The organism is Sphingomicrobium sp. XHP0239, assembly GCF_039555325.1.
Lineage (GTDB): Bacteria > Pseudomonadota > Alphaproteobacteria > Sphingomonadales > Sphingomonadaceae > Sphingomicrobium > Sphingomicrobium maritimum.
In genome coordinates this window covers 1,772,918-1,792,550 of the sequence record NZ_CP154608.1, presented here as the reverse complement: position 1 = coordinate 1,792,550, position 19,633 = coordinate 1,772,918, and the positions used below count along the sequence as shown (strand labels likewise).

Here is a 19,633-nt window from a genome sequence, read left to right as displayed (position 1 = left end):
AGTGATTATCATTAACGGTAGGCGGCCTTTCGTCACTCAAAACGAAAGACCTATCCAATCATGTTTTCGCATCGTTCGCCGACCTTTCGCCTCCTCCTTCTCGCCTCGGTCGCGGTCGGGCCCGCGCCCCTCTATGCCGCCGCACCCGGCGACGGCGCTTCCGACTCCACGGCGAGCACGACGACGGTTCGGGTCGTCGACGAGGGCGACGAAAGCGATCCGATCGTCATCACCGGCGTTCGTCAGGGGTACGGGGCGGACGAGGTCGAAAGCGGCACCCGCACCGACACCGACCTGTCCGACATTCCGCAGTCGATCAGCGTGGTGACTGCCGAACAGATCGCCGATCAGGCGCTCCGGTCGGTGGGCGACGTGGCGCGCTACGTTCCCGGCATCTCGATGGAATCGGGCGAGGGGCACCGCGACGCGATCGTCATCCGCGGCAACCTGTCGACCGCCGACTTTTTTACCGACGGTCTGCGCGACGACGTGCAGCATTATCGCGGCCTCTACAATGTCGAGCGGGTCGAAATCCTGAAAGGCCCCAATGCGCTGGTCTTCGGCCGGGGCGGCGGGGGCGGACTGGTCAACCGCGTGCTCAAGCGGCCGTTCGGCGCGCGCTATGCCGCCGGTGCCGTGTCGATCGACAGCGAGGGCGCGGGTTTCGCCGAGGTCGACCTCAACGGCCCGATCGCGACACGCGCCGATGCTCGGATCAACGCGGTCTATGAGCGGTTCGACAATTTTCGCGGGATCGAGGGCGATCGCTGGGGCGTGAACCCGACGCTCGGATGGCGACTGTCGCCCGAAACGCGGATCGACATCGGCTATGAATATGCGGAGGATCACCGCGACGTCGATCGCGGCTTGCCGCCCGCACGAGAGGGCACGATTGCCGACCCGGCGCGTGCGGTCGAAGGGTTCGACGAGGTGTTCTTCGGCGATCGCGACGTCAATCGCGCCGACTTCGCCAAGCATGTCGTCGATCTGGCAGTCGACCATCGGTTGTCCGACGCGCTGACGTTCGAATCGAAGGCGTTGGTGGGCGACTATGACAAGCTCTATCGCAATACGGTTCCCTCGAGCGCGGTCACCGATGTCGACGGGGTGCCCTCGGTGCTGATCAGCGCCTACGAGGATTTTACCGAACGACAGAATTTCCTGTGGCAGAACAATCTTGTCGGCCGCCTCGCAACCGGGGCGCTCCGCCACACGCTGCTGGTCGGCGCCGATGTCGCGATCCAGCGGACCGAGGCGGGACGGTTGCGCGGTTTCTTCGACACGCTGCCCGCCGGCCAGAAATCGCCCAACGGGCGCGAGACGTTCGTGCCGCTCGCCGATCCGATCGTCGTGCCGCCGCTGACGTTTCGCGGCGGGTCGGGCGAGCGCGCGTCGGAAACCGAGGTCGATGCGCTCGGTGTGCTGGTGCAGGACCAGGTCGAGATCGGCGATTATGTCGAAGTGATTGCGGGGCTGCGCTACGATAGCGTCGATATCCGGGTTGCCGATTTCATTGGTGGGACGGATCTGTCGCGCACCGACGATCTGTGGAGTCCCCGGATCGGCGTGGTGGCGAAGCCGACCGATACGCTCAACCTCTACGCCAGCTGGACGCGCAGCTACGTTCCCCAGTCGGGCGACCAGTTCGCCAGCCTTTCGCCGACCGATGCGGCGCTGGAGCCGGAACGGTTCACAAACCGCGAGATCGGACTCAAGTGGGCGGCGCTGCCCTCGCTCGACATCACGGTCGCTGCCTATCGGCTCGACCTCGACAATGTGAAGGCGCAGGACCCGGATTCGACGGGACTGGTGCTGACAGGTTCGCAGCGCTCCGAAGGCATCGAAGTCGAGGCGGTCGGCAAGATCGGCGCGTTCTCGCTGGCGGGCGGGGTGGCGTTCCAGGATTCGGAAATCACGGAGACGACCACGGCGGCACCGGCCGGGCGGCAGGTCCCCGACCAGCCCGATTTCGAAGCGAGCCTGTGGGGTCGTTACGATGTCAACGACCGACTGGGGGTCGGGATCGGCGCGAGCCATCGTTCCTCGCTGTTCGCGAGCATCTCGAACGAGGTGGTGGTCGATCCGCTGACGACGGTCTCGGCGGCGCTATTCGCGAACGTGACCGACCGACTTGTCGTCCAGGTCAACGCCGACAATCTGCTGAACGAAGAGGGTATCGCCTTCGCGCACGGGGACAACAACTTGCATCCCGTCGAGCCGCGACGGGTCCGCGCGACGATGCGCTTCACCTTCTAGGCTGCGGCCGCGAGGTCCTGCGCCCGTTTGAGGTCGTCGATGAACCGTGCCCGCTCCCTGGCCGCCATGTCGCGGTCGGGGAGGCGGAGCAGGTAGCTGGGATGGACGGTGACCATCCCGGTGCCGCCTCCCGGAAGCTCGAGTGGTTCGCTGCGCACGCGGCTGATCGTGACGGTCTTGCCGAGCAACGCGCGGGCAGCGGTCGCGCCTAGCGCGAGCGTGATCTGCGGTGCGACGAGCTGACGTTCGGCCTGCAACCACCACTGGAAATGCTCGATGTCGCCCGCGCCGGGTTTCGAATGGATGCGTTTCTTTCCCTTCTGGACGAACTTGAACCGCTTGACGGCATTGGTGACGTAGAGCGTCTCGCGCTCGATACCGGCTTCCTCGAGCGCGTCGTTCAGCAATTGTCCCGCCGGACCGACGAAGGGGCGGCCGGCCTTGTCCTCTTCATCGCCCGGCTGTTCGCCGACCAGCATCAGCGCGGCGTCGCGATTGCCTTCGCCGAAGACGAGCTGCGTTCCCGAATTGCCGGTGTCCTCATGGTGCCGGGCACGAGCCTCGCGCGCGAGATCGTCCCAGCTTTCGATGGCGGGGGCGGGTTCGGAAGGGAGGTCGGGCATGGGATCGGCTTTCGGTTGGGCTGGAGTACGGCTGCGGCTGGTTTCGATCATGCTCGCCTCACGCGCCTGCGCGCCCGCCAGAAGCTCGGGGATGAGCGCGGTTTCGGGCATGTTCTTCCAGTATTTCTTCGGCATTTCGGCCTGCATGGCCTTCACCTTCACCCGCGCGGGATTGAAGATGGATTTGTAATAGGTCTTCCACGTTTCCTCGAACCCGTCGCCGCCGGGCGCATCGACCTTGGTCGCGCCGGCGCTTTCGGTCAGCCGCTCGCCGTTCCAGTGAATGGAAACCTCGGGGGTCAGGATCGTCCAGCGCATATTGGTGAACCGGCGGACGAAGAAATCGGCCTCTGCGCGAACGATATGGTGGTCGGGTTCGAACCAGGCGACCATGCGCTCTTCGCCGTCACTGTCGGCGACTTCGCGAAAGCGGACGAAGGCGTGCATCTTGTGCGCGTCGCGCCCCACTTCCTTGGCGAGCCGGTGGAGCCGGTCGACCAGCGGATCGGCACGATCTTCGAGCATGTGGCGATCGGTCTGAAGCTTCCACAGCAATGCGTAGAGCAGCGAGAAACGCTCGGGATCGGAATGGAGGATCGCGCGCCTGGCGAGAGGAAGAAACCCCTTGGGAACGCGAACTTCGCGTCCGCCTTCCGCATCGAGGGGGGCATCGTCGCCGAACAGGCCGACCTCTTCGCCCGCCACTTCGAACGTGACCGCTTCGGGCGGAACGCCCGCCATGACGAAACCGCGCGCCGCCTCCCGCCACCCTTCGAAATCGTCGGGGCGGGCGAGGAGCGCGCGGTGATGGTCGATCTGAGGCCCGTCAGGCAGGATGTTCGTCATGCGCAGGCCGTCTCATCGGGCTATTCGCGATCGTCGCCCATGTCGACGCCATCTTCGGCTCGCTTGAGTTCGGCGGGCTTACGCTCCTTGAACTTGTCGCCGAGCTTGTTGGCTTCGGCGGAGCTCAGCTCTTCCTTGGCCTCCGGGAACATGTCGTCTTCTTCCTCATCGATGTGATGAAGATAATCGTGACGCAGCTTGAAGAACTTCTGCTTGAACTCGTCCGAGTCCGGTTCGAGCCCTTCAATCTCTTCCATCAGCTCGTCGAGTTCGTGATGTTCGGCCACCGAATGCTGACCGTCGTGCCGCAGTTCGGGATCCTCGAGCATCGTCGAATAGAGCGTCTCCTCCTCCGCCGCGGCATGCGCGGTGACTTCGACACGGAATTTCTTGAACAGCTCCATCCGTTCGCTACCCGACGCCTTCTCGATCTTGTCGAGCATCGTGCGGTGGGTTTCGTGATCTTTTTTCAGGCGTTTGAAAATCGTCTGGTCGGCCATGATTCTTTTCCTTTTACCAAGGTGTTTCGTTTCACAGGCTCAACGCATGGACCGAAGGATCGTTCAGGCGGCCTTTAGGTCAGGGGGATCGAACAGACCGAGCTGTGCCGGTTGCGGCAGCAGCATCGACTTGAGGTCCGCACGATCGGTGAGCAGCGTGGGCGACCAGTCCAACGTGACGATGAAGGGCCTGATCTTCTTCACCGACACGGTCAGCCGCGCGATATCGTCGAGACGGAGACGCCGGTGTCGGCGCGACACGAGAATGCGTCCGACCGCCTTGGTCCCGAGGCCCGGCACGCGGAGCAACTGTTCCTTCGATGCGCGGTTGACGTCCACCGGAAAGGAATCGCGAAACTTGAGCGCCCAGGCCAATTTCGGGTCGATATCGAGCGGCAACATGCCATTTTCGTCGGTCGCGGCCACGACCTCCTGAGGCGAGAAGCCGTAGAAGCGCATCAGCCAGTCGGATTGGTAGAGGCGATGCTCGCGCATGAGGGGCGGCCGTTTGAGGGGGAGGACCGCGCTCGGATCGGGGATGGGCGAGAAGGCGCTGTAATAGACGCGGCGAAGCCCGAAGCGATCGTAAAGCCCGTTCGCCCGGGTCACGATCGCACCGTCATTCGCCCCGTCGGCTCCGACAATCATCTGCGTCGACTGGCCTCCGGCGGCAAACTTCGGCGCATTGCGATAGCGCTTCTTCGCGTCCTTCGCGTCGAGGATGTGCGACTTCATGTCGCCCATCGCCCCTTCGATGCGATCTTCGCTCTTTTCCGGCGCCAGAGATTCGAGCCCCTCCCGAGTTGGAAGCTCTACGTTGATCGACACTCGGTCGGCATATTGACCCGCCTGCCGAACCAGCTCGGGATCGGCGTCGGGGATCGTCTTGAGATGGATGTATCCGCGAAAATCGTGGACTTCGCGCAGCGTTCGGGCAACGCCGACCAGCTGCTCCATCGTATAGTCGGGCGAACGGATGATTCCCGAAGAGAGAAACAGTCCCTCGATATAGTTGCGTTTGTAGAAATTGAGCGTGAGGGCGACGACCTCTTCGACCGTGAAGCGCGCGCGGCGAACGTTCGAGCTCTTGCGATTGATGCAGTAATGACAGTCGAAGATACAGCTGTTGGTCAGCAAGATCTTGAGGAGCGAGATGCAGCGACCGTCGGGCGCGTAGCTATGGCAGATACCGGTTCCGGTGGTCGACCCCATGCCCTTGCCGCCGCGACTGTCGCGACCCTTGGCGCCCGAAGAGGCACATGACGCATCGTATTTGGCGGCGTCCGCCAAAATTCCGAGCTTCGCCTGGGTATCGAGTTGGGCCATCTGTTCTCTATACGTTCCCGCGGCGGCATGGGAAAGACTCCTTCCCGACATAGGCCAAAGTTTTTCGTCGACAGTGCGGGGCGGCTCGTCCTAGCCTTTCTCGCGAAAGGAACCGATCCATGCGCTTTTTCCTCACCGCCGCCCTTCTCGCCACGACGGCCGCGACGCCCGCGTTCGCACAGCCTCAGCAGGAGTATGAGGCGCTGACCGAGCGCATCTGGCAGGCGGCGCTCGAGGATTCGCCGACGCTCGCTTCCTCGGTGGGGGTCCGCGATTATGACGACCGGCTTTACGATTATTCGCTGGAAGCGGCGGATGAGCGCGCGCGCGAGGCCGACTTCTTCCTCACCCGGCTACGGGCGATTTCCGACGAGGGTCTCGACGCGGAAAGCCGCGTCAACAAGACGATCCTGGAGCGCGAGCTCGAGTCGCGGATCGAGGCCAATCGCTTCGGTCAGCGCACGATGCTTTTCTCGACCTATTCCGGCTGGCACCAGTCGATGGCGGGGCTGGCCAACAACCTCTCGTTCCGGACAGAGGCGGACTACCGCAACTATCTGAAGCGCCTTGCGGCCTACCCGGCGCAGAACGACGCGGCGATCGCGGTGTCTGACCAGGCGATCGCGGGCGGCTACGTTCTGCCGTGCGCTGTGCTGGACGGCTATGACGGATCGATCAGCGGCGTTCTGGGCGACGACGTCACCGCAAGCCGCCTGTACGGCCCGTTCGCGGGCGACCGGCCGGCAACGCTTGATGCCGCAACCTGGAGCGAGTTGCAGGGCGAGGCGCGCGCCTTGCTAGACGGTCCCGTCCGCGCTGCCTACGACCGCCACCTCTCCTGGTATCGAAGCGACTATCTCCCTGCCTGTGCGCAGGATGTCGGGGTGTCGGCACAGCCGGGCGGGGCGGAATATTACGATTTCCAGGTCCGCGAGATGACCACCACCGACCTGTCGGCGGACGAAATCCACCAGATCGGCCTCGGCGAGGTCGCGCGTATCCGCTCCGAAATGGAAGCGGTCGCCGCCGATGCGGGATATGCCAGCCGCGAAGCCTTCATCGAGGAGCTGCGCACCAACCCGGTCTATTATGCGAAGACACCCGAAGAGCTGATGGAATATGTGGCGCGCGAGACCAAGAAGATCGACGCACTGATGCCCACGCTGTTCACGGTGCTGCCGCGACTGCCCTATGGGATCGCCGAGATTCCTGCTGAGATCGCGGAAGGGACGACCACCGCCTACTATAATCCCGGCAGCCCGCAGAACGGGATCGCGGGGCTGTATTACGTGAACACGTCCAAGCTCGATCAGCGCCCCTTGTGGGAGGTGCCCGCGCTGTCGGTCCACGAAGCCGTCCCGGGCCACCACCATCAGATCGCGCTCGCGCAGGAGAACGATCAGCCGGCCTGGCGCCGCAATCTGTTCTTCACCGCGTTCGTCGAGGGCTGGGGCCTCTATTCGGAACGGCTCGGGATCGAGATGGGACTCTACGACACGCCGGCCAAGGACATGGGTCGGCTTTCCTACGAAATGTGGCGCGCGACCCGGCTGGTGGTCGATACGGGCCTGCATTCCAAGGGTTGGTCGAAGCAGCGCGCCATCGATTACATGCTCGACAATACCGCGCTGACCGAGGCCAACGTGGAGGCGGAGGTCAACCGCTACATCAGCTGGCCGGGTCAGGCCCTTGCCTACAAGATCGGTGAACTGAAGATCCGCGAACTACGCGGGATGGCAGAGGAGCGGCTCGGCGAGGATTTCGATCTTCGGCGCTTTCACGACGTCGTTCTCGGCAACGGGGCGGTACCGCTCGACGTGCTCGAGACGCAGGTGATGCAATGGGTGGAAAGCGGCGGGGCCTGACGCCCCACCCGGCCTATTCCGCGACGAAGACTTCCTCTTCCTCGAACTCTTCGCGCTCGGCGCGATTGTTCTCGATCAGTTCGGACAGACAGCCCAGCGCGCCCTCGGGGCCGACGGGCGAACAGCGGCGAATGCCGGTGCTGTTGACCGTCTCGAGATAGCGCGCGTTGGCGGCCCAGCTCTGGTTCTGCTGACGCGAACCGTTCTGGCGGAATTCTTCGGGAATGCGGTAGCGTTCGCTCTCGGGCTTGCGCGCGCAGACCACGACATTGTCGTCGGTCGAGCGGGGGCAGGGGTCCTCGCCGAAGACGACGATCTCGCCGATCGGGCGGGGCTGCGCGGTGGCATCCTCGGCTCCGGCGACGGCGGCAGCGCCGCCCGCGATGGCGAAACCGCCCAGTGCTAGCATCGTCTTCATACTCGACTTCCTTTCATCCCCCCAACGCGCCGACGGCGCGACGGGTTCGTCAGATACGCTTGGAGAGCGCGATGGCGACCTTGCAACCGGCACGGATCACCGCGCTCATCAATGGATAGGCGACCGCTTCCTCGCTGCCGTGCGCCTTCGCGGTTTCGCGATGTTCGAGCTCTTCGAGTTGGAACTGGCGGATATCGGCGCTGAGCTCGGGATCGCTGTCGCCGAGCGCGACGAGCTGTTCCTCGTAATGCTTGTCGATTTCGGTCTCGACCGCGTCGGTGCAGGCCATGGCGGCCTTCGGCCCGATGAGCGCGGTGACGGCGCCGAGGCCGAACCCCGCGACATCCCAGAAGGGCTGGAGCAGGGTAGGGCGGATGCGCCGCTCTGCCATCACCTCGTTGAAGCGCGCCAAGTGGCGTTCCTCCTGCGCGGCCATGTGGGTGACGAGGTGCGCCGTGTGGCTGTCCTCGCCCAGGACGGCGAGCTGGCCCGCATAGATGCGGGTCGCGCCATATTCTCCGGCCTGATCCACGCGGATCATGCTGTCCGTATCGAGGCGTTTGTCGCCCGGTTGCCAATTTTCCTTGCTCATGCCCTGCCTCTCGCCACGCCGAGCGCGATGAACAAGGCGGCCGAAAGGCTGATGATCGCGTTCCAACCGGCCATCGACACGCCGAGCAACTCCCATTGCACCGCGTCGCAACGCACCAGATCGGCGTTCATGATCTGGTCGAGCCCGGTGGCATTGGCCGTGCAGGTGGTGATCCCGTCGAGGAGACCCAGTTCGACCCCCGCATGATAAACCCCGATCGCCCCGGACACGGCAATGGCGAGGCCCGCAAGCGCGACGAGCGCCCGTCGCGCGCCGCGCAGCGGAAAGGCGAGCAAGGCAAGAACCACAGCGGCGACATGGGGCCAGCGCTGCCAGATGCACATCTCGCAAGGTACCAGCCCGCCGATCAGTTGCGACCCGATCGCCCCGGCTAGAAGCGCGGTAGGAACGAGCAGCGCTGCGGCGTGCGCGGCCGGCAGCGACGGAAGCGACGAGCGTGGCTTGGACAGGGCGAGCACTGGGTTGCGCCAGACCTACTTGGCCGCGACCCGCGCGGGCGCCGCCTTGCCGGTCAATCGGGTCATGGTCTCGAGCGCGTAATGCAGCTGGAAATCCTCGATCCCCGCTTCCTCGAGCTCCTCGGCGGTCTGGCTGAAGCGCGGATCGGTGCGGCCATCGTCTTCCAGCACTTCATCCTCGACCCCCGCCTGCGCGACCAGATGGCGGCGAAGATCGGCTTCGCGAAGCCGCGGACGGGAAAGATAGTCGGGGTCCGACAGCTGGGGAACCATGATGTCGGGCTCGATCCCGCCGGCCTGCACGCTGCGGCCGGAGGGGGTGTAGTAGCGCGCAGTCGTGAGCCGCAGCGCCGATTGCTCGCCGGTCTGGATGACGGTCTGGACGCTGCCCTTGCCGAAGCTGGTCTCGCCCATCACCACCGCGCGGCGATGATCCTGGAGCGCGCCCGCCACGATCTCGCTCGCACTGGCAGAACCCGCGTCGATCAGGACGATAACAGGCTTGCCGTTCGCGAGGTCGCCCTTCTTGGCATAGAAACGGTCGATGTCCTGTTTGTCGCGACCGCGTTCGGACACGATTTCGCCGCGTTCGAGGAAGGCGTCGGATACCTCGACCGCCTGATCGAGCAGTCCGCCGGGGTTGCGGCGAAGATCGAGGATGTAACCGACCGGGCCATCGCCGCCGACGGCCAGATCGATCTCGCGGAAGGCGTTGGCCAGTCCTTCGCCCGTGGGAGCGGAGAAGCTGTTGATGTTGATGACGCCGATATTGTCGGTGACTTCCCACTGGACCGGCCGGATGTCGATGATCTCGCGCGTGATCTCGACGTCGAACGGCTTGTCGCGTCCCGGGCGCACGACGGTCAGCGTAACGCTCGTCCCCGGCTCGCCGCGGAGCCGTTCGAGCACCTCGTCCATCGTCAGGCCGAACAGGAGTTCATCGTCGACCTGCGTGACATAATCGCCCGCCTTCATGCCGGCCCGATCGGCGGGCGTGCCTTCGGTGGGCGACACGACTTTCACCACGCCGTCTTCCTGCGTGATCGAGATGCCGAGTCCGCCGTAATTGCCGTCGGTCGTCAGCCGCATCGAGTCGAAGTCGGCGGCGGTCAGGTAGCTGGAATGCGGATCGAGGCTGGCGAGCATGCCGTTAATCGCGCCGCGGATCAGTTCCGCATCGTCGGTTTCCTCGACATAATTGGCGCGCACCCGCTCGAACACCGAGAGGAAGTTTTCCAATTCGCGATAGGTCTGCTGATCCTGCGCCGTGGCGGCCTGATCGACACCGGGCATGAAGGCGACGACCCCGACGACCGCGGCGGCGGGGACGAGGCTGGTGGCGAGGCGCTTGAAGTTCACGGGCGGCAGATCCTTGTGGCGAGAGGGCGCGGCTGGACGCTGATCCTAGCCGGATTGCCCTCCTATGAACAGTTTATGATGAACCTGCGATGAGAGCCGGGGACCGAGGCGTCCGCCCGTCCCATAATTCGATCAGCATGGTCCCTCGTGCCGTGCCCAACCGCTCGCCGCGCGCGACCCGCTGGCCGCGCCGGGCGGTAGTGGCGACACCCGCAAGGAGGCTGTGCCAGCCATCGCCATGATCGAGGATGACGATGCCGTCGCGACCTCGGAAGGCGCCGACGAACCGGATCGTGCCCGCGGCCGGGGCGGTGACCGGCGCACCCCGCCGGGCCGCGATGGTCAGACCGCGCGCCCGAACCCCGTCGGCGTCGAGGCTGCCCAGCCCCGCGGTGATCCGCCCGTCGACGGGAAGGCGGTAGGCAAGGGGCGGGCCTCCCGCCGCGATGCGCAACGAACGCGGGGGCGGAGGCGCTGAGTCGTAGGTCGCGAGCGAGGCTGCGATCTCGGCGGTGAACGCTTCGCGGGTCGCCTCGTCCACCAGCTCCGCACCGCGCTCCCCGGCAGCCAGCGCACGCGTGCCGGCGCGCGCCGCGGCGCGATCGAGGTCAGCGGCCTCGGTGCCTGCGGATCGCTCGGCATCGGCCAGATCGGTCCGGAGCGTGGCAAGGCGCGTCTGCTCGCTTTCGATTTCCGTGCGGACCGTGGCCAGTTCCTCCGCCAGCGCGGCGAGCGTCGCGGCCCGGTCGCGCACGGCGCGCGTCCGCGCGTCGATCGCGGGGACGACGGCTTCGACCAGCAGCTGTGTGCGCACGAATTCGTCGAGCGAACCGCCATCGGCGAGGGTGAGCAGCGGCGGGCGGCGCGACAAGGTCGCAAGCCCGGCGAGCAAGGCGGAGGCGGGCTCCTGCGCGAGCGCGATCTGCGCGCGCGTATCATCGATGGCGTCGAGAAGGCGTTCTTCCTCGATCCGCGCGGCCGCGAGGCGGGTGTCGAGCGCATCGATCCGCCCGGCCAGCGCGGCGCGGCGGGCGGCGATGCGGGCGACGTCGTTGCGGGCCTGGTCTGCGCGGGCTTCGAGGCGATCGGCGCGCTGCGACGCCTCCCGCGCCTCCGCGCGCAGTCGTTCGAGCCGATCCTGCGCCGCGGGGGGCGAGGCAAGCGCGTGGCTCGCCAGCCCCGCCATGATCGCAGCCGCGAACAGGCGTCTCATCGTGGGCCTTCGCGGTGATAGGGATGGTTCGCCAGGATGGCCGTCGCGCGGTAAAGCTGTTCGGCGAGCATCGCCCGGCACAGCATGTGCGGCCAGGTCGCGGGGCCGAACCCGAGGCGCAGGTCCGCGCTCTCCAACGTCTGTTCGTCATGCCCGTCGGCGGCCCCGATCAGGAAACGGACTTCGCGAATGCCCTCGTCGCGCCATCTTCCCAGTCGTTCGGCGAACGCGACCGATCGAAGCGCCTTGCCGCGCTCGTCGAGAACCACGGTTCGTGCGGGAGTGGCGATGGGGTCGGGGGTCGTCCCGCCGGTATCCGGCAGTTCGGTGGTTCGGGTCTTCCACGCGATCCGTTCGAGGTAACGATCGGTCAGCTCCGCCTCGGGCGAGCGACCGATCTTGCCGCGCACGATCAGGTGAAGGAGCATGTCCTGAAGCCCCCGGCGGCTTCGCGCCTAGGCGCTGCCTTCCTCGTCACCGAAGGCCCACATGCGTTCCAGATTGTAGAAGCTGCGCACCTCGGGGCGGAACAGGTGAACGATGACATCGCCCGCGTCGAGCAATACCCAATCGGCGGTCGGCAGCCCTTCGATGCGCGGGACAACGCCCTCGATCGACTTGACCTTCTCGGAAAGCTTCTGCGCGATGGCGGCGACCTGCCGGGTCGATCGGCCGCTGGCGATCACCATGTAATCAGCGATCGAACTCTTTCCCTCGAGCGGGATCGAGACGATCTCCTGCGCCTGCTCGTCGTCGAGCATCTGCATCACCAAGGCGTGAAGCGCCTCGGCATCCTTGCTGGGTGCAGGCGGCGGGGCGGCGGGGTCAGGCGTCGTCATGGAAAGAACGGTGGCGATGGGGGACAAGGTCACTCCTCATGAGATCGGACCGCTGCCTCCGGTCGCATCGTTTTCATACCAGTCGGGGTCGCGCGCACGAAGCGCGGTGGCGGAGGTCGGATCGGGCGGCAGACGCAAGAACGTGATCGCCGGTACACTCCAGGTCGTCCAGTCATTCCTGGCAGCCGGTCGGACGAACCACCGCAGCCAGCCCATCGCGCGAGCCGCGCGGGCTTCGTCCTTATAGCCGGGACGGGTGAGGACGGCAATCGGAATGGAGCGGGCGAGGCGGCGCCAGTCCTTCCACTGGTGGAATTGGGCAACAGTATCCTCGCCCATGAGCCAGATGAAATCGTGGTTCGGGTGCGCCTGCTGGATCGCGGCGATCGTGTCGACGGTGTAGCGTGTGCCCGCTTCTCGTTCGAAATCGCTGGCGCGGATAGGCGCGCGGCGCGCCATCCGCCGCGCCGAGGTGAGACGGGCTTCGTAGGGCGCCATGCCCTTGCTGGGCTTGAGCGGGTTGCCGGGACTGACCAGCCACCAAACCTCGTCGAGGCCGAGCGCGCGCCGGGCGGCGAGACTGATGTGCCGGTGGCCGCGATGCGCCGGATTGAAACTGCCGCCAAGGAGGCCGATGCGTGCCATTCTTCCACGCGCTAGCACGAGGCTTTGGCCCGCGCCATCGGGGCGCTATAAGGTTCGGTGGAAACGGTTCGGGGGGTCGAATGAGCGGGATCGAGGCGGCGGGCGAGATGATCGGCGGGGCGGGTGCGGCGCGCGCGCTCGAACCGCACACGCATGGCGCCGGCGGAGATCATGGCGAAGGGCCCGACCGCTGTCTCAACTGCGGCGCGGCGCTGACCGGAAACTTCTGCGCATCGTGCGGCCAGAAAGCGCATCTTCATACGACGATCGGCGGCCTGTTGCATGACATCGTGCACGGGGTTCTGCATCTGGACGGCAAGTTCTGGAATACCCTGCCGCTCCTCGTCTGGCGCCCCGGCAAGCTGACGCGCGACTATATCGACGGGCACCGTGCACGCTATATCAGCCCGATCGCCTTCTACCTGTTCACGGTCGTCGCGATGTTCGCGCTGGTGGTCTCGGTCGGCGATATCGCGGAAGGCGACATCACCCTGGGACCCGACGCACAGGAAATCGGGAGCGTGGAGGAGGCGGATGCGCGCCTGGAGGAGCTTCAGGAGGGTTTGGACGAGCTCGAGCAGGAAGACTTTCCGGGCGTCTCCGGCGCGCGAGCGGGGGTTCGCGCGGAGATCGATGCGGTCGAGCGACGTCGCGCGGAGTTGGGAGGCGATCCCTCGGAAACCGGTGCGACGGTCGAAGAGGAAGCCGATGAGGGTACGCCCTTGATCGGCCAGCTCTCGCTCGGACTGGAGAAAGCCGGGGAGAATCCAAGTCTCTTTCTCTACAAGGCGCAGACGACCGCCTACAAATTGAGCTGGCTGCTCATTCCGCTCAGCCTTCCGTTCATGTGGCTACTGTTCCCCTTCTCGCGCCGCTTCGGGCTTTACGATCATGCGGTTTTCGTAACCTATTCCATCAGCTTCATGATGCTGATGGTGATCGTTGTCGGTCTCGTGGCGAAAGTCGTCCCGGGAACGAGCGTGGTGGGGCCGATGATAGCGGCCGGGATGCTCTATGCAGCCTTCCACCTCTACCGACAGCTCAAGGGCACCTACGAACTCGGCCGGGTATCGGCGCTCGTCCGTACGATGCTCCTGAGCGTGGTGACGTGGATCGTGCTGAGCATCTTCCTCGGCCTGATGCTCGCACTGGGCGCGATCGGCTAGCGCCCGCGGCCGGTTTCGGCCTGCAGTTCGTCGATCTTCTTGGACGCGTCCGCCTTGGTCATTTCCGGATCGTAGATTTCGGTCTTGCCGGCTTCTTCGGCGAGCGTCTTGAGGTAGCTCGCCTGCGCGCCGGTCATGCGCTCGTCGCCGGTCGTCCAGTTGTCGGGATCCTTCTCGGCATTCGAGACGGGATTGGTCTTGGGGGTAGGGTCGGGCTTGGGGGCAGTCATCGTATCGTTACTCCTTCGAGAGAACCAACGACGATGTTCGCATTATGTTCCGATGGTCCCGAATTCAGCGGCAGGGATATTTGCGCGCGAAGATACGGACGGTAAGCTCGGTACTCGTCCACCCGCGGCGCTGGGCCGCCGTGAAGTCTTCCATCGCCCGCAGGAACTCGCGGGGGTCCATACGGTCGGCGTTTGCGGGGATGCAGAATTGCTTCTTCGATGCCCGGTCGTTGCGCGCGATCGCCCGCTCCGCCGCCGCATTGCCTTCACGTTCGAGCCGCTTGAGATCGCCGTCGAAGAGCGCCAGCGGTCCCTTCGATTCGAGCTTCTTGCCGCGTTCGTAAAATTCCTGCGCGTTCATCTCCTGCGCAGCGGTGGGCGTCGCGGCCCCGACCGCCACCAGGAGGGCAGCGAAAGTGACGAGCGTCTTCATGCCGTCGCCGGTCCGCCGAGGCCCTTCGGCTTGCGTCCCGCCTTGGGGATCGAGCTTCCGGCGGTGGGGATGACCGGACCCTTGGGCCCGCCCCGATCGATTTCGCCGCCGTCGAGCAGCGTCTTGATCTCGTCCCCGCTCAACGTCTCGAATTCGAGCAGCGCCTGCGCCAGCTGCTCGAGCTGGTCGCTATGCTCGGTGAGCAGCTGCTTGGCACGATCGTAGCCCTTGTCGATCAGTCGGCGAATCTCGGCGTCAATCTTCCGTGCGGTTTCGGCGGACACGTTCATGCCTTGGCTCTGCGAGTAGCCGAGGAAGGTCTCCCCCTGCTGCTCCTCGTACTGCACCGGGCCCATCTCTTCCGACATGCCCCACTGGGTGACCATGTCGCGCGCGAGCTTGGTGGCGTACTGGATGTCGCCCGACGCGCCGCTGGACACCTTGTCGTGGCCGAAGATGACTTCTTCCGCCACGCGCCCACCCATGGCGACCGCCATGTTCGCGTGCATCTTGTCACGGTGATAGGAATAGCTGTCGCGTTCGGGAAGCCGCATGACCATGCCGAGCGCACGGCCCCGCGGGATGATGGTGGCCTTGTGGATGGGGTCCGACGCCGGTTCGTGCAGTGCGACGATGGCATGACCCGCCTCGTGATAGGCGGTCATCTTCTTCTCGTCGTCGGTCATCACCATGCTGCGCCGTTCGGCGCCCATCATGACCTTGTCCTTGGCCTCCTCGAACTCGGCCATGGCGACCAGGCGCTTGCCCTTGCGGGCCGCCGTGAGCGCTGCCTCGTTGACGAGGTTGGCGAGGTCCGCGCCCGAGAAGCCCGGGGTGCCGCGCGCAATGGTACGGGCGATCACGTCCGGGGCAAGCGGCACCTTCTTCATGTGGACTTCGAGAATCTTTTCGCGGCCCTCGATATCGGGACGCGGCACGACGACCTGGCGGTCGAAACGGCCCGGGCGCAGCAATGCGGGATCGAGCACGTCGGGACGGTTCGTGGCAGCGATGATGATGATGCCCTCGTTGGCATCGAAGCCGTCCATTTCGACCAGCAACTGGTTGAGCGTCTGTTCGCGCTCGTCATTGCCGTTGCCGAGACCCGCGCCACGATGGCGGCCGACCGCGTCGATTTCGTCGATGAAGATGATGCAGGGCGCGTTCTTCTTGGCCTGCTCGAACATGTCGCGCACGCGGCTGGCGCCGACGCCGACAAACATCTCGACGAAGTCCGAACCCGAAATGGTGAAGAAGGGCACGCCCGCCTCACCCGCGATGGCGCGCGCAAGCAGCGTCTTGCCCGTTCCGGGCGAACCGACCAGCAGCGCGCCCTTGGGAATCTTGCCGCCAAGGCGCGCGAACTTGTTGGGGTCTTTCAGAAATTCGACGATTTCCTGCAATTCCTCGCGCGCCTCGTCGATGCCCGCCACGTCCTCGAACGTGACGCGTCCCTTGGCCTCGGTCAGCATCTTGGCCTTGGACTTGCCGAAGCCCATCGCGCCGCCGCCGGCGTTCTGCTGCATCTTGCGGATGATGAAGAAACTGATGCCCAGAATGAGGATGAAGGGCAGCGAGTTGATCAGCAGCAGTTGCCACAGGCTCGTCTGCTCCTGCGGGCGAACGCTATAATCGACCCCGCCTGCATCGAGCCGGTCGGAAACGCTCGTGTTGGGCGGTGCGACCGTCGTGAATGCCTCGCCGTTGATCTCGCCCGACAGCATGCTGGTGCCGTCGGAACGCGGTGCGATCGTGACCTCCTGGACATCACCCGCCTCGACCCGCTCGACGAAGGTGGAATAGGGCATCGCCTCGCCCTCGGCCGCCTCGTTGCCGCCGCCGAGCGCCTGCATGAACAGGACCATCCCGAAGATGATCGCGAGCCAGATGACGAGGCTCTTCGTCCAGGCGTTCTTGGGCGGTTCGGGAGTGGGCTTCTGTTCCATGCGACAAACCTATCAGGGGGAAATGACTTGAGGCTTAAGATAGGGACGCGGGCGCGCGGCGACAATATGTGGGCGAAGGGCGGTGGTGAGGGACGTCGTCAGCCGGTTCGTCGGGGTGGCGCGGGGCGGACGGTCCAGAGCGTTCCGTCGCGCTCGATCAACGTGGCTCCCAGCGAGGTCTTGCCGAGGTCCTCGACCCGCTCGACCGCGCGGCGCAGTTCCGGACCGCGGGGAAGGCGGTCTCCGCTCAGATGGATGGCGGTGCGCAGCAATCGTCGGCGGAGCTCGCTGGGAATGCCGTCCAGATCGAGCCGGAAGGTGCCGTTCCGTTCGACGGCGACCCTGTCCCACAGGTCGAAGAGCATCCAGCCCAAGGCTTCCTCCGCTTCCTGAAGGTAGACCGCGCTGGCGGCGTAGGATGACGCATCGTGGAAGCCGGCCGCGCGCAACGCCGTGCGCAGGCGCGCGCGATCGAACGTAGGGTCGTCGTTGTGCGGATCCTCCGCTGGATCGAGCCCCGCTGCGGCGACCACCGACCGGAGTTCGTCGCGGGTCCATCGAAGTAGCGGGCGAACGATGGTGAGATCGCGCTGGACGATCTCTCTGCGGATCCCTGCAAGGCCCGACAGGCCGGCGCCGCGCGCCAGGCGCATGAGCATCGTCTCCGCCTGGTCGTCGGCATGGTGACCCGTGGCGAGATAGCCGAGGTGGTGCTGCGCAGCCCAGCGGCCGAACCTTTCGTAGCGCGCGTCGCGGGCCAAGGCCTCGATATTGGCGGTCGGCGGACCCTCGGCCCAGTCGATCGTCAAGGTTGCGTGCGGGATGTCCCGATCGGCGCAGACCGACGCAACGAAGGCGGCTTCGGCGCTGCTTTCGGGACGAAGACCGTGATCGACGGTTGCCGCGCGGACCCGGTCGGGCGCCACCGCGTGCGACATCAGCAATAGCGCAAGGCTGTCCGCGCCGCCCGAAACCGCCACGCCGAACGGCACGCCGGCGGGCACGAGGGCGTCCAGATCGCGGGCGAATCGCTCGACCGTCGTGGGGTCGAGCGCGCCGGTCATCCTGCTATTCGCAGCGCGCGGCGCTGCGGGCGGCGGGCAGACGTTCGGTGATGAAGCTGCGCAACGTTCCGCCATAAACTTCCTCGAGCTCGTCATAGGCGCGGCAGGCCTGGCCCGGCTGGTCGAGGCGCATCAGCGCCTGGCCCAGGAAATAGAGGCTGTCTGCGGCGCGCGCGCCGTCGGGGTTGTCGCGATAATTGGCGAGCAGCACTTCGGCGGCATCGCGCGGACGGTTGGCATCGAGCAGCGCGCGGCCCTTGAGGTTGCGCGCCCAGCTCACGTTGGGGTGGCCGGGATATTGTTCGACCATCGCGTCCAGCTGTCGGACCGCACCGGTGAAATCGCGCGCGTCCCACAGGCGGAATCCCGCATCATAGGCTTCCTTGCCGTCGGCGAGCCACTGCGGATCCTCGAGGTTGGCGGGATCGACCGCGGCGACGCGAGGCGGGTTGGGATTGGCGGGGAGCGGGCCCGCGCCATCGCCGATACCGCCGTCGGGTTCGACCGGAATGGGGCCATCGTCGATCGGACGGGACGGCGGCGGCGGGGCGTCGCGCATCGTCTGCACCTCGCCACGCAGGCGCGCGATCTCGGCCTCCATCTGACCGATGCGATACTGCGCTTCCTCGGCCTGACGAACCAGGGTCGTCAGCTGGCTTTCCATCGACTGAAGGCGTCCGGTGAGGATGTCGACCGACGAACGGGTCGCGACCGGCTCGTCGGCATAGCCCGCGGTGCTGGCCGGGCGGCCTTCGGGATAGACCTCCTCCTGGATCTGCCGGACCTGCCGTTCGAGGCGATTGATGCGGTCGCGATTCTCGCGTTCGCGCGAACGGTCCGATTCCTGCGCGAAGGCAGGATCGATCAGCAGGAGAAGGGCGAAAAGGGAAAGCAGGATACGGGTCATGTGGGTTCCGAATTGATCGTGCGACAGATACCTAGTGCATGGGTGTAAGAAGCTGAGCGTTGGATGAATCCAACCGATGCATCGTTCCTACAGGCTGCGGTTTCCGACGAGGTCGGGGGCGAGCAGGCTGACCCCGCTGATGCGGGTGCCGTCCTCGCCCGGGAAGCCGACCGTCTCGTCCTCGAAGCGCGCTTGCAGCGAGGCGGGGCGAGCGGTTTCCATGAGCGGCGCGTTGGCCGTCGCCGGAACCTGATACTCCTCGCCCTCGGCCAGTTCGCGCGCGAACAGCACTTCATCGCCGTCGGTGATGCGCAGCCAGACGGCGCGGGTCGCGACGAGCGTGACCGGCGTGTCGCTGTCGACATCGGGCGTTGCGGGATCGGGCGTTGCGGCGGGCGTGGCCTCGGCCACCTCCTCCTGCTCCTCTTCCTGCGGGGTTTCGTCGGCGGCGAGACGCTGGTCGTTCAGATAGCTGAAGCCGAGGATCGCGGCGATGACCGCGAGGATGGCGACGACGATCAGCCAGGCGGGAATGCCCCTTTTTTCCTCGTTGATCTCGTAGACGGGCGAGGGCTGATATTCGGGGGTATAGGCGCCCATTTCCTCGCGCACCGCCTGCGAGGCCCAGGCGGGGTCGACGCCGCTCATCGCGGCGTGGGTCTTGGCGAACCCCGCGGCGTAGGTGGCGGCGGGGAGTTTCTCCCAGTCGTTGGCTTCGAGGCTTTCGATGTGACGCTTGGGGATACGGGTCTTGGCCGCCATATCTTCGAGCGAGATGCCCTTAGCCTCGCGCGCTTCCTTCAGCTGCGTGCCGACCGGTGCGCCCGTGGGTTCCTGTTCATATTCGATCTCGTCGTCCATGCCCCGATCATCCTGTGCGATTTGGAGTGAATTCCCTCGCCCGCCAGACAAGGCGTGCGAGCCGT

At 65.7% G+C, this 19,633-nt stretch carries 20 protein-coding genes; 3 read left to right on the top strand and 17 right to left on the bottom strand.

Annotated elements, in window-relative coordinates; all coding sequences use genetic code 11:
• The first annotated feature begins 60 nt into the window (after window positions 1-60).
• Window positions 61-2,256 carry a TonB-dependent receptor gene (locus WJT74_RS09135; protein ID WP_343343956.1) on the top strand — a complete coding sequence of 732 codons (2,196 nt, stop codon included), beginning with the start codon at window positions 61-63 and terminating at the stop codon, window positions 2,254-2,256.
• On the opposite strand, the gene WJT74_RS09130 is transcribed toward WJT74_RS09135, so the two are convergent.
• The 3 genes from WJT74_RS09130 to WJT74_RS09120 form a co-directional block, all read right to left on the bottom strand.
• Window positions 2,253-3,725: a UdgX family uracil-DNA binding protein gene (locus tag WJT74_RS09130; protein WP_343343953.1), complete on the bottom strand. Its 1,473-nt coding sequence runs from the start codon at window positions 3,723-3,725 to the stop codon at window positions 2,253-2,255. The genes WJT74_RS09135 and WJT74_RS09130 overlap by 4 nt on opposite strands.
• 20 nt (window positions 3,726-3,745) lie before the next feature.
• The gene (locus tag WJT74_RS09125; RefSeq protein ID WP_343343951.1) at window positions 3,746-4,225 is read right to left on the bottom strand and encodes a hemerythrin domain-containing protein; all 480 of its coding nucleotides are present in this window, start codon (window positions 4,223-4,225) and stop codon (window positions 3,746-3,748) included.
• A gap of 63 nt (window positions 4,226-4,288) precedes the next feature.
• Window positions 4,289-5,551 (bottom strand): putative DNA modification/repair radical SAM protein, encoded by a 1,263-nt coding sequence (locus WJT74_RS09120; protein WP_343343949.1) that lies wholly within the window; start codon window positions 5,549-5,551, stop codon window positions 4,289-4,291.
• A gap of 119 nt (window positions 5,552-5,670) precedes the next feature.
• Here WJT74_RS09120 and WJT74_RS09115 point away from each other — a divergent pair, with 119 nt between their 5' ends.
• Complete coding sequence (locus WJT74_RS09115; RefSeq protein ID WP_343343947.1) at window positions 5,671-7,416, top strand: DUF885 domain-containing protein; 1,746 nt, start codon at window positions 5,671-5,673, stop codon at window positions 7,414-7,416.
• A gap of 13 nt (window positions 7,417-7,429) precedes the next feature.
• On the opposite strand, the gene WJT74_RS09110 is transcribed toward WJT74_RS09115, so the two are convergent.
• The 8 genes from WJT74_RS09110 to WJT74_RS09075 form a co-directional block, all read right to left on the bottom strand.
• A complete protein-coding gene (locus WJT74_RS09110) occupies window positions 7,430-7,834 on the bottom strand; it encodes a hypothetical protein (RefSeq protein ID WP_343343945.1) in 405 nt (134 codons plus the stop codon).
• Window positions 7,835-7,883: 49 nt separating this feature from the next.
• The gene (locus WJT74_RS09105) at window positions 7,884-8,426 is read right to left on the bottom strand and encodes a demethoxyubiquinone hydroxylase family protein (protein WP_343343943.1); all 543 of its coding nucleotides are present in this window, start codon (window positions 8,424-8,426) and stop codon (window positions 7,884-7,886) included.
• Window positions 8,423-8,905: a disulfide bond formation protein B gene (locus WJT74_RS09100; protein ID WP_343343940.1), complete on the bottom strand. Its 483-nt coding sequence runs from the start codon at window positions 8,903-8,905 to the stop codon at window positions 8,423-8,425. The genes WJT74_RS09105 and WJT74_RS09100 overlap by 4 nt, the downstream gene beginning before the upstream one ends.
• Before the next feature lie 15 nt (window positions 8,906-8,920).
• Window positions 8,921-10,198 carry a S41 family peptidase gene (locus tag WJT74_RS09095; protein ID WP_343348155.1) on the bottom strand — a complete coding sequence of 426 codons (1,278 nt, stop codon included), beginning with the start codon at window positions 10,196-10,198 and terminating at the stop codon, window positions 8,921-8,923.
• Between the two features lie 139 nt (window positions 10,199-10,337).
• On the bottom strand, window positions 10,338-11,477 hold the full coding sequence (locus WJT74_RS09090; protein ID WP_343343937.1) for a murein hydrolase activator EnvC family protein: 1,140 nt from the start codon (window positions 11,475-11,477) through the stop codon (window positions 10,338-10,340).
• Window positions 11,474-11,905, bottom strand: coding sequence for a 23S rRNA (pseudouridine(1915)-N(3))-methyltransferase RlmH (locus WJT74_RS09085; protein WP_343343934.1), 432 nt, complete (start codon window positions 11,903-11,905; stop codon window positions 11,474-11,476). Before WJT74_RS09085 ends, WJT74_RS09090 begins: the two co-directional genes overlap by 4 nt.
• A 27-nt stretch (window positions 11,906-11,932) precedes the next feature.
• A complete protein-coding gene (gene rsfS, locus WJT74_RS09080) occupies window positions 11,933-12,316 on the bottom strand; it encodes a ribosome silencing factor (RefSeq protein ID WP_343348153.1) in 384 nt (127 codons plus the stop codon).
• Window positions 12,317-12,352: 36 nt separating this feature from the next.
• Window positions 12,353-12,961, bottom strand: coding sequence for a nicotinate-nucleotide adenylyltransferase (locus WJT74_RS09075; RefSeq protein ID WP_343343932.1), 609 nt, complete (start codon window positions 12,959-12,961; stop codon window positions 12,353-12,355).
• 80 nt (window positions 12,962-13,041) lie between these two features.
• Between WJT74_RS09075 and WJT74_RS09070 the strand changes: the two genes are divergently transcribed.
• Window positions 13,042-14,127 carry a DUF3667 domain-containing protein gene (locus WJT74_RS09070; protein WP_343343929.1) on the top strand — a complete coding sequence of 362 codons (1,086 nt, stop codon included), beginning with the start codon at window positions 13,042-13,044 and terminating at the stop codon, window positions 14,125-14,127.
• Here the strand turns inward: WJT74_RS09070 and WJT74_RS09065 are convergent.
• The 6 genes from WJT74_RS09065 to WJT74_RS09040 form a co-directional block, all read right to left on the bottom strand.
• Window positions 14,124-14,357, bottom strand: coding sequence for a DUF3072 domain-containing protein (locus WJT74_RS09065; protein ID WP_343343927.1), 234 nt, complete (start codon window positions 14,355-14,357; stop codon window positions 14,124-14,126). The two genes, WJT74_RS09070 and WJT74_RS09065, sit on opposite strands and share 4 nt — an antisense overlap.
• A gap of 64 nt (window positions 14,358-14,421) precedes the next feature.
• Window positions 14,422-14,790: a hypothetical protein gene (locus tag WJT74_RS09060; RefSeq protein ID WP_343343925.1), complete on the bottom strand. Its 369-nt coding sequence runs from the start codon at window positions 14,788-14,790 to the stop codon at window positions 14,422-14,424.
• Complete coding sequence (gene ftsH, locus WJT74_RS09055; protein WP_343343923.1) at window positions 14,787-16,736, bottom strand: ATP-dependent zinc metalloprotease FtsH; 1,950 nt, start codon at window positions 16,734-16,736, stop codon at window positions 14,787-14,789. The genes WJT74_RS09060 and ftsH overlap by 4 nt, the downstream gene beginning before the upstream one ends.
• A gap of 98 nt (window positions 16,737-16,834) precedes the next feature.
• The gene (gene tilS / locus WJT74_RS09050; protein WP_343343921.1) at window positions 16,835-17,800 is read right to left on the bottom strand and encodes a tRNA lysidine(34) synthetase TilS; all 966 of its coding nucleotides are present in this window, start codon (window positions 17,798-17,800) and stop codon (window positions 16,835-16,837) included.
• A 4-nt stretch (window positions 17,801-17,804) separates the two neighbouring features.
• Window positions 17,805-18,707 (bottom strand): tetratricopeptide repeat protein, encoded by a 903-nt coding sequence (locus tag WJT74_RS09045; RefSeq protein ID WP_343343918.1) that lies wholly within the window; start codon window positions 18,705-18,707, stop codon window positions 17,805-17,807.
• 87 nt (window positions 18,708-18,794) lie between these two features.
• The gene (locus WJT74_RS09040; protein ID WP_343343916.1) at window positions 18,795-19,568 is read right to left on the bottom strand and encodes a helix-turn-helix domain-containing protein; all 774 of its coding nucleotides are present in this window, start codon (window positions 19,566-19,568) and stop codon (window positions 18,795-18,797) included.
• Window positions 19,569-19,633: the final 65 nt, after the last annotated feature.

Bases quoted from the DNA above. Each gene is read 5' to 3' on its own strand.
- WJT74_RS09135 (WP_343343956.1), top strand. From the start codon at position 61: ATGTTTTCGCATCGTTCGCCGACCTTTCGCCTCCTCCTTCTCGCCTCG.
- WJT74_RS09130 (WP_343343953.1), bottom strand. From the start codon at position 3,725: ATGACGAACATCCTGCCTGACGGGCCTCAGATCGACCATCACCGCGCG.
- WJT74_RS09125 (WP_343343951.1), bottom strand. From the start codon at position 4,225: ATGGCCGACCAGACGATTTTCAAACGCCTGAAAAAAGATCACGAAACC.
- WJT74_RS09120 (WP_343343949.1), bottom strand. From the start codon at position 5,551: ATGGCCCAACTCGATACCCAGGCGAAGCTCGGAATTTTGGCGGACGCC.
- WJT74_RS09115 (WP_343343947.1), top strand. From the start codon at position 5,671: ATGCGCTTTTTCCTCACCGCCGCCCTTCTCGCCACGACGGCCGCGACG.
- WJT74_RS09110 (WP_343343945.1), bottom strand. From the start codon at position 7,834: ATGAAGACGATGCTAGCACTGGGCGGTTTCGCCATCGCGGGCGGCGCT.
- WJT74_RS09105 (WP_343343943.1), bottom strand. From the start codon at position 8,426: ATGAGCAAGGAAAATTGGCAACCGGGCGACAAACGCCTCGATACGGAC.
- WJT74_RS09095 (WP_343348155.1), bottom strand. From the start codon at position 10,198: ATGCCCGGTGTCGATCAGGCCGCCACGGCGCAGGATCAGCAGACCTAT.
- WJT74_RS09090 (WP_343343937.1), bottom strand. From the start codon at position 11,477: ATGAGACGCCTGTTCGCGGCTGCGATCATGGCGGGGCTGGCGAGCCAC.
- WJT74_RS09085 (WP_343343934.1), bottom strand. From the start codon at position 11,905: ATGCTCCTTCACCTGATCGTGCGCGGCAAGATCGGTCGCTCGCCCGAG.
- rsfS (WP_343348153.1), bottom strand. From the start codon at position 12,316: ATGACGACGCCTGACCCCGCCGCCCCGCCGCCTGCACCCAGCAAGGAT.
- WJT74_RS09075 (WP_343343932.1), bottom strand. From the start codon at position 12,961: ATGGCACGCATCGGCCTCCTTGGCGGCAGTTTCAATCCGGCGCATCGC.
- WJT74_RS09070 (WP_343343929.1), top strand. From the start codon at position 13,042: ATGAGCGGGATCGAGGCGGCGGGCGAGATGATCGGCGGGGCGGGTGCG.
- WJT74_RS09065 (WP_343343927.1), bottom strand. From the start codon at position 14,357: ATGACTGCCCCCAAGCCCGACCCTACCCCCAAGACCAATCCCGTCTCG.
- WJT74_RS09060 (WP_343343925.1), bottom strand. From the start codon at position 14,790: ATGAAGACGCTCGTCACTTTCGCTGCCCTCCTGGTGGCGGTCGGGGCC.
- ftsH (WP_343343923.1), bottom strand. From the start codon at position 16,736: ATGGAACAGAAGCCCACTCCCGAACCGCCCAAGAACGCCTGGACGAAG.
- tilS (WP_343343921.1), bottom strand. From the start codon at position 17,800: ATGACCGGCGCGCTCGACCCCACGACGGTCGAGCGATTCGCCCGCGAT.
- WJT74_RS09045 (WP_343343918.1), bottom strand. From the start codon at position 18,707: ATGACCCGTATCCTGCTTTCCCTTTTCGCCCTTCTCCTGCTGATCGAT.
- WJT74_RS09040 (WP_343343916.1), bottom strand. From the start codon at position 19,568: ATGGACGACGAGATCGAATATGAACAGGAACCCACGGGCGCACCGGTC.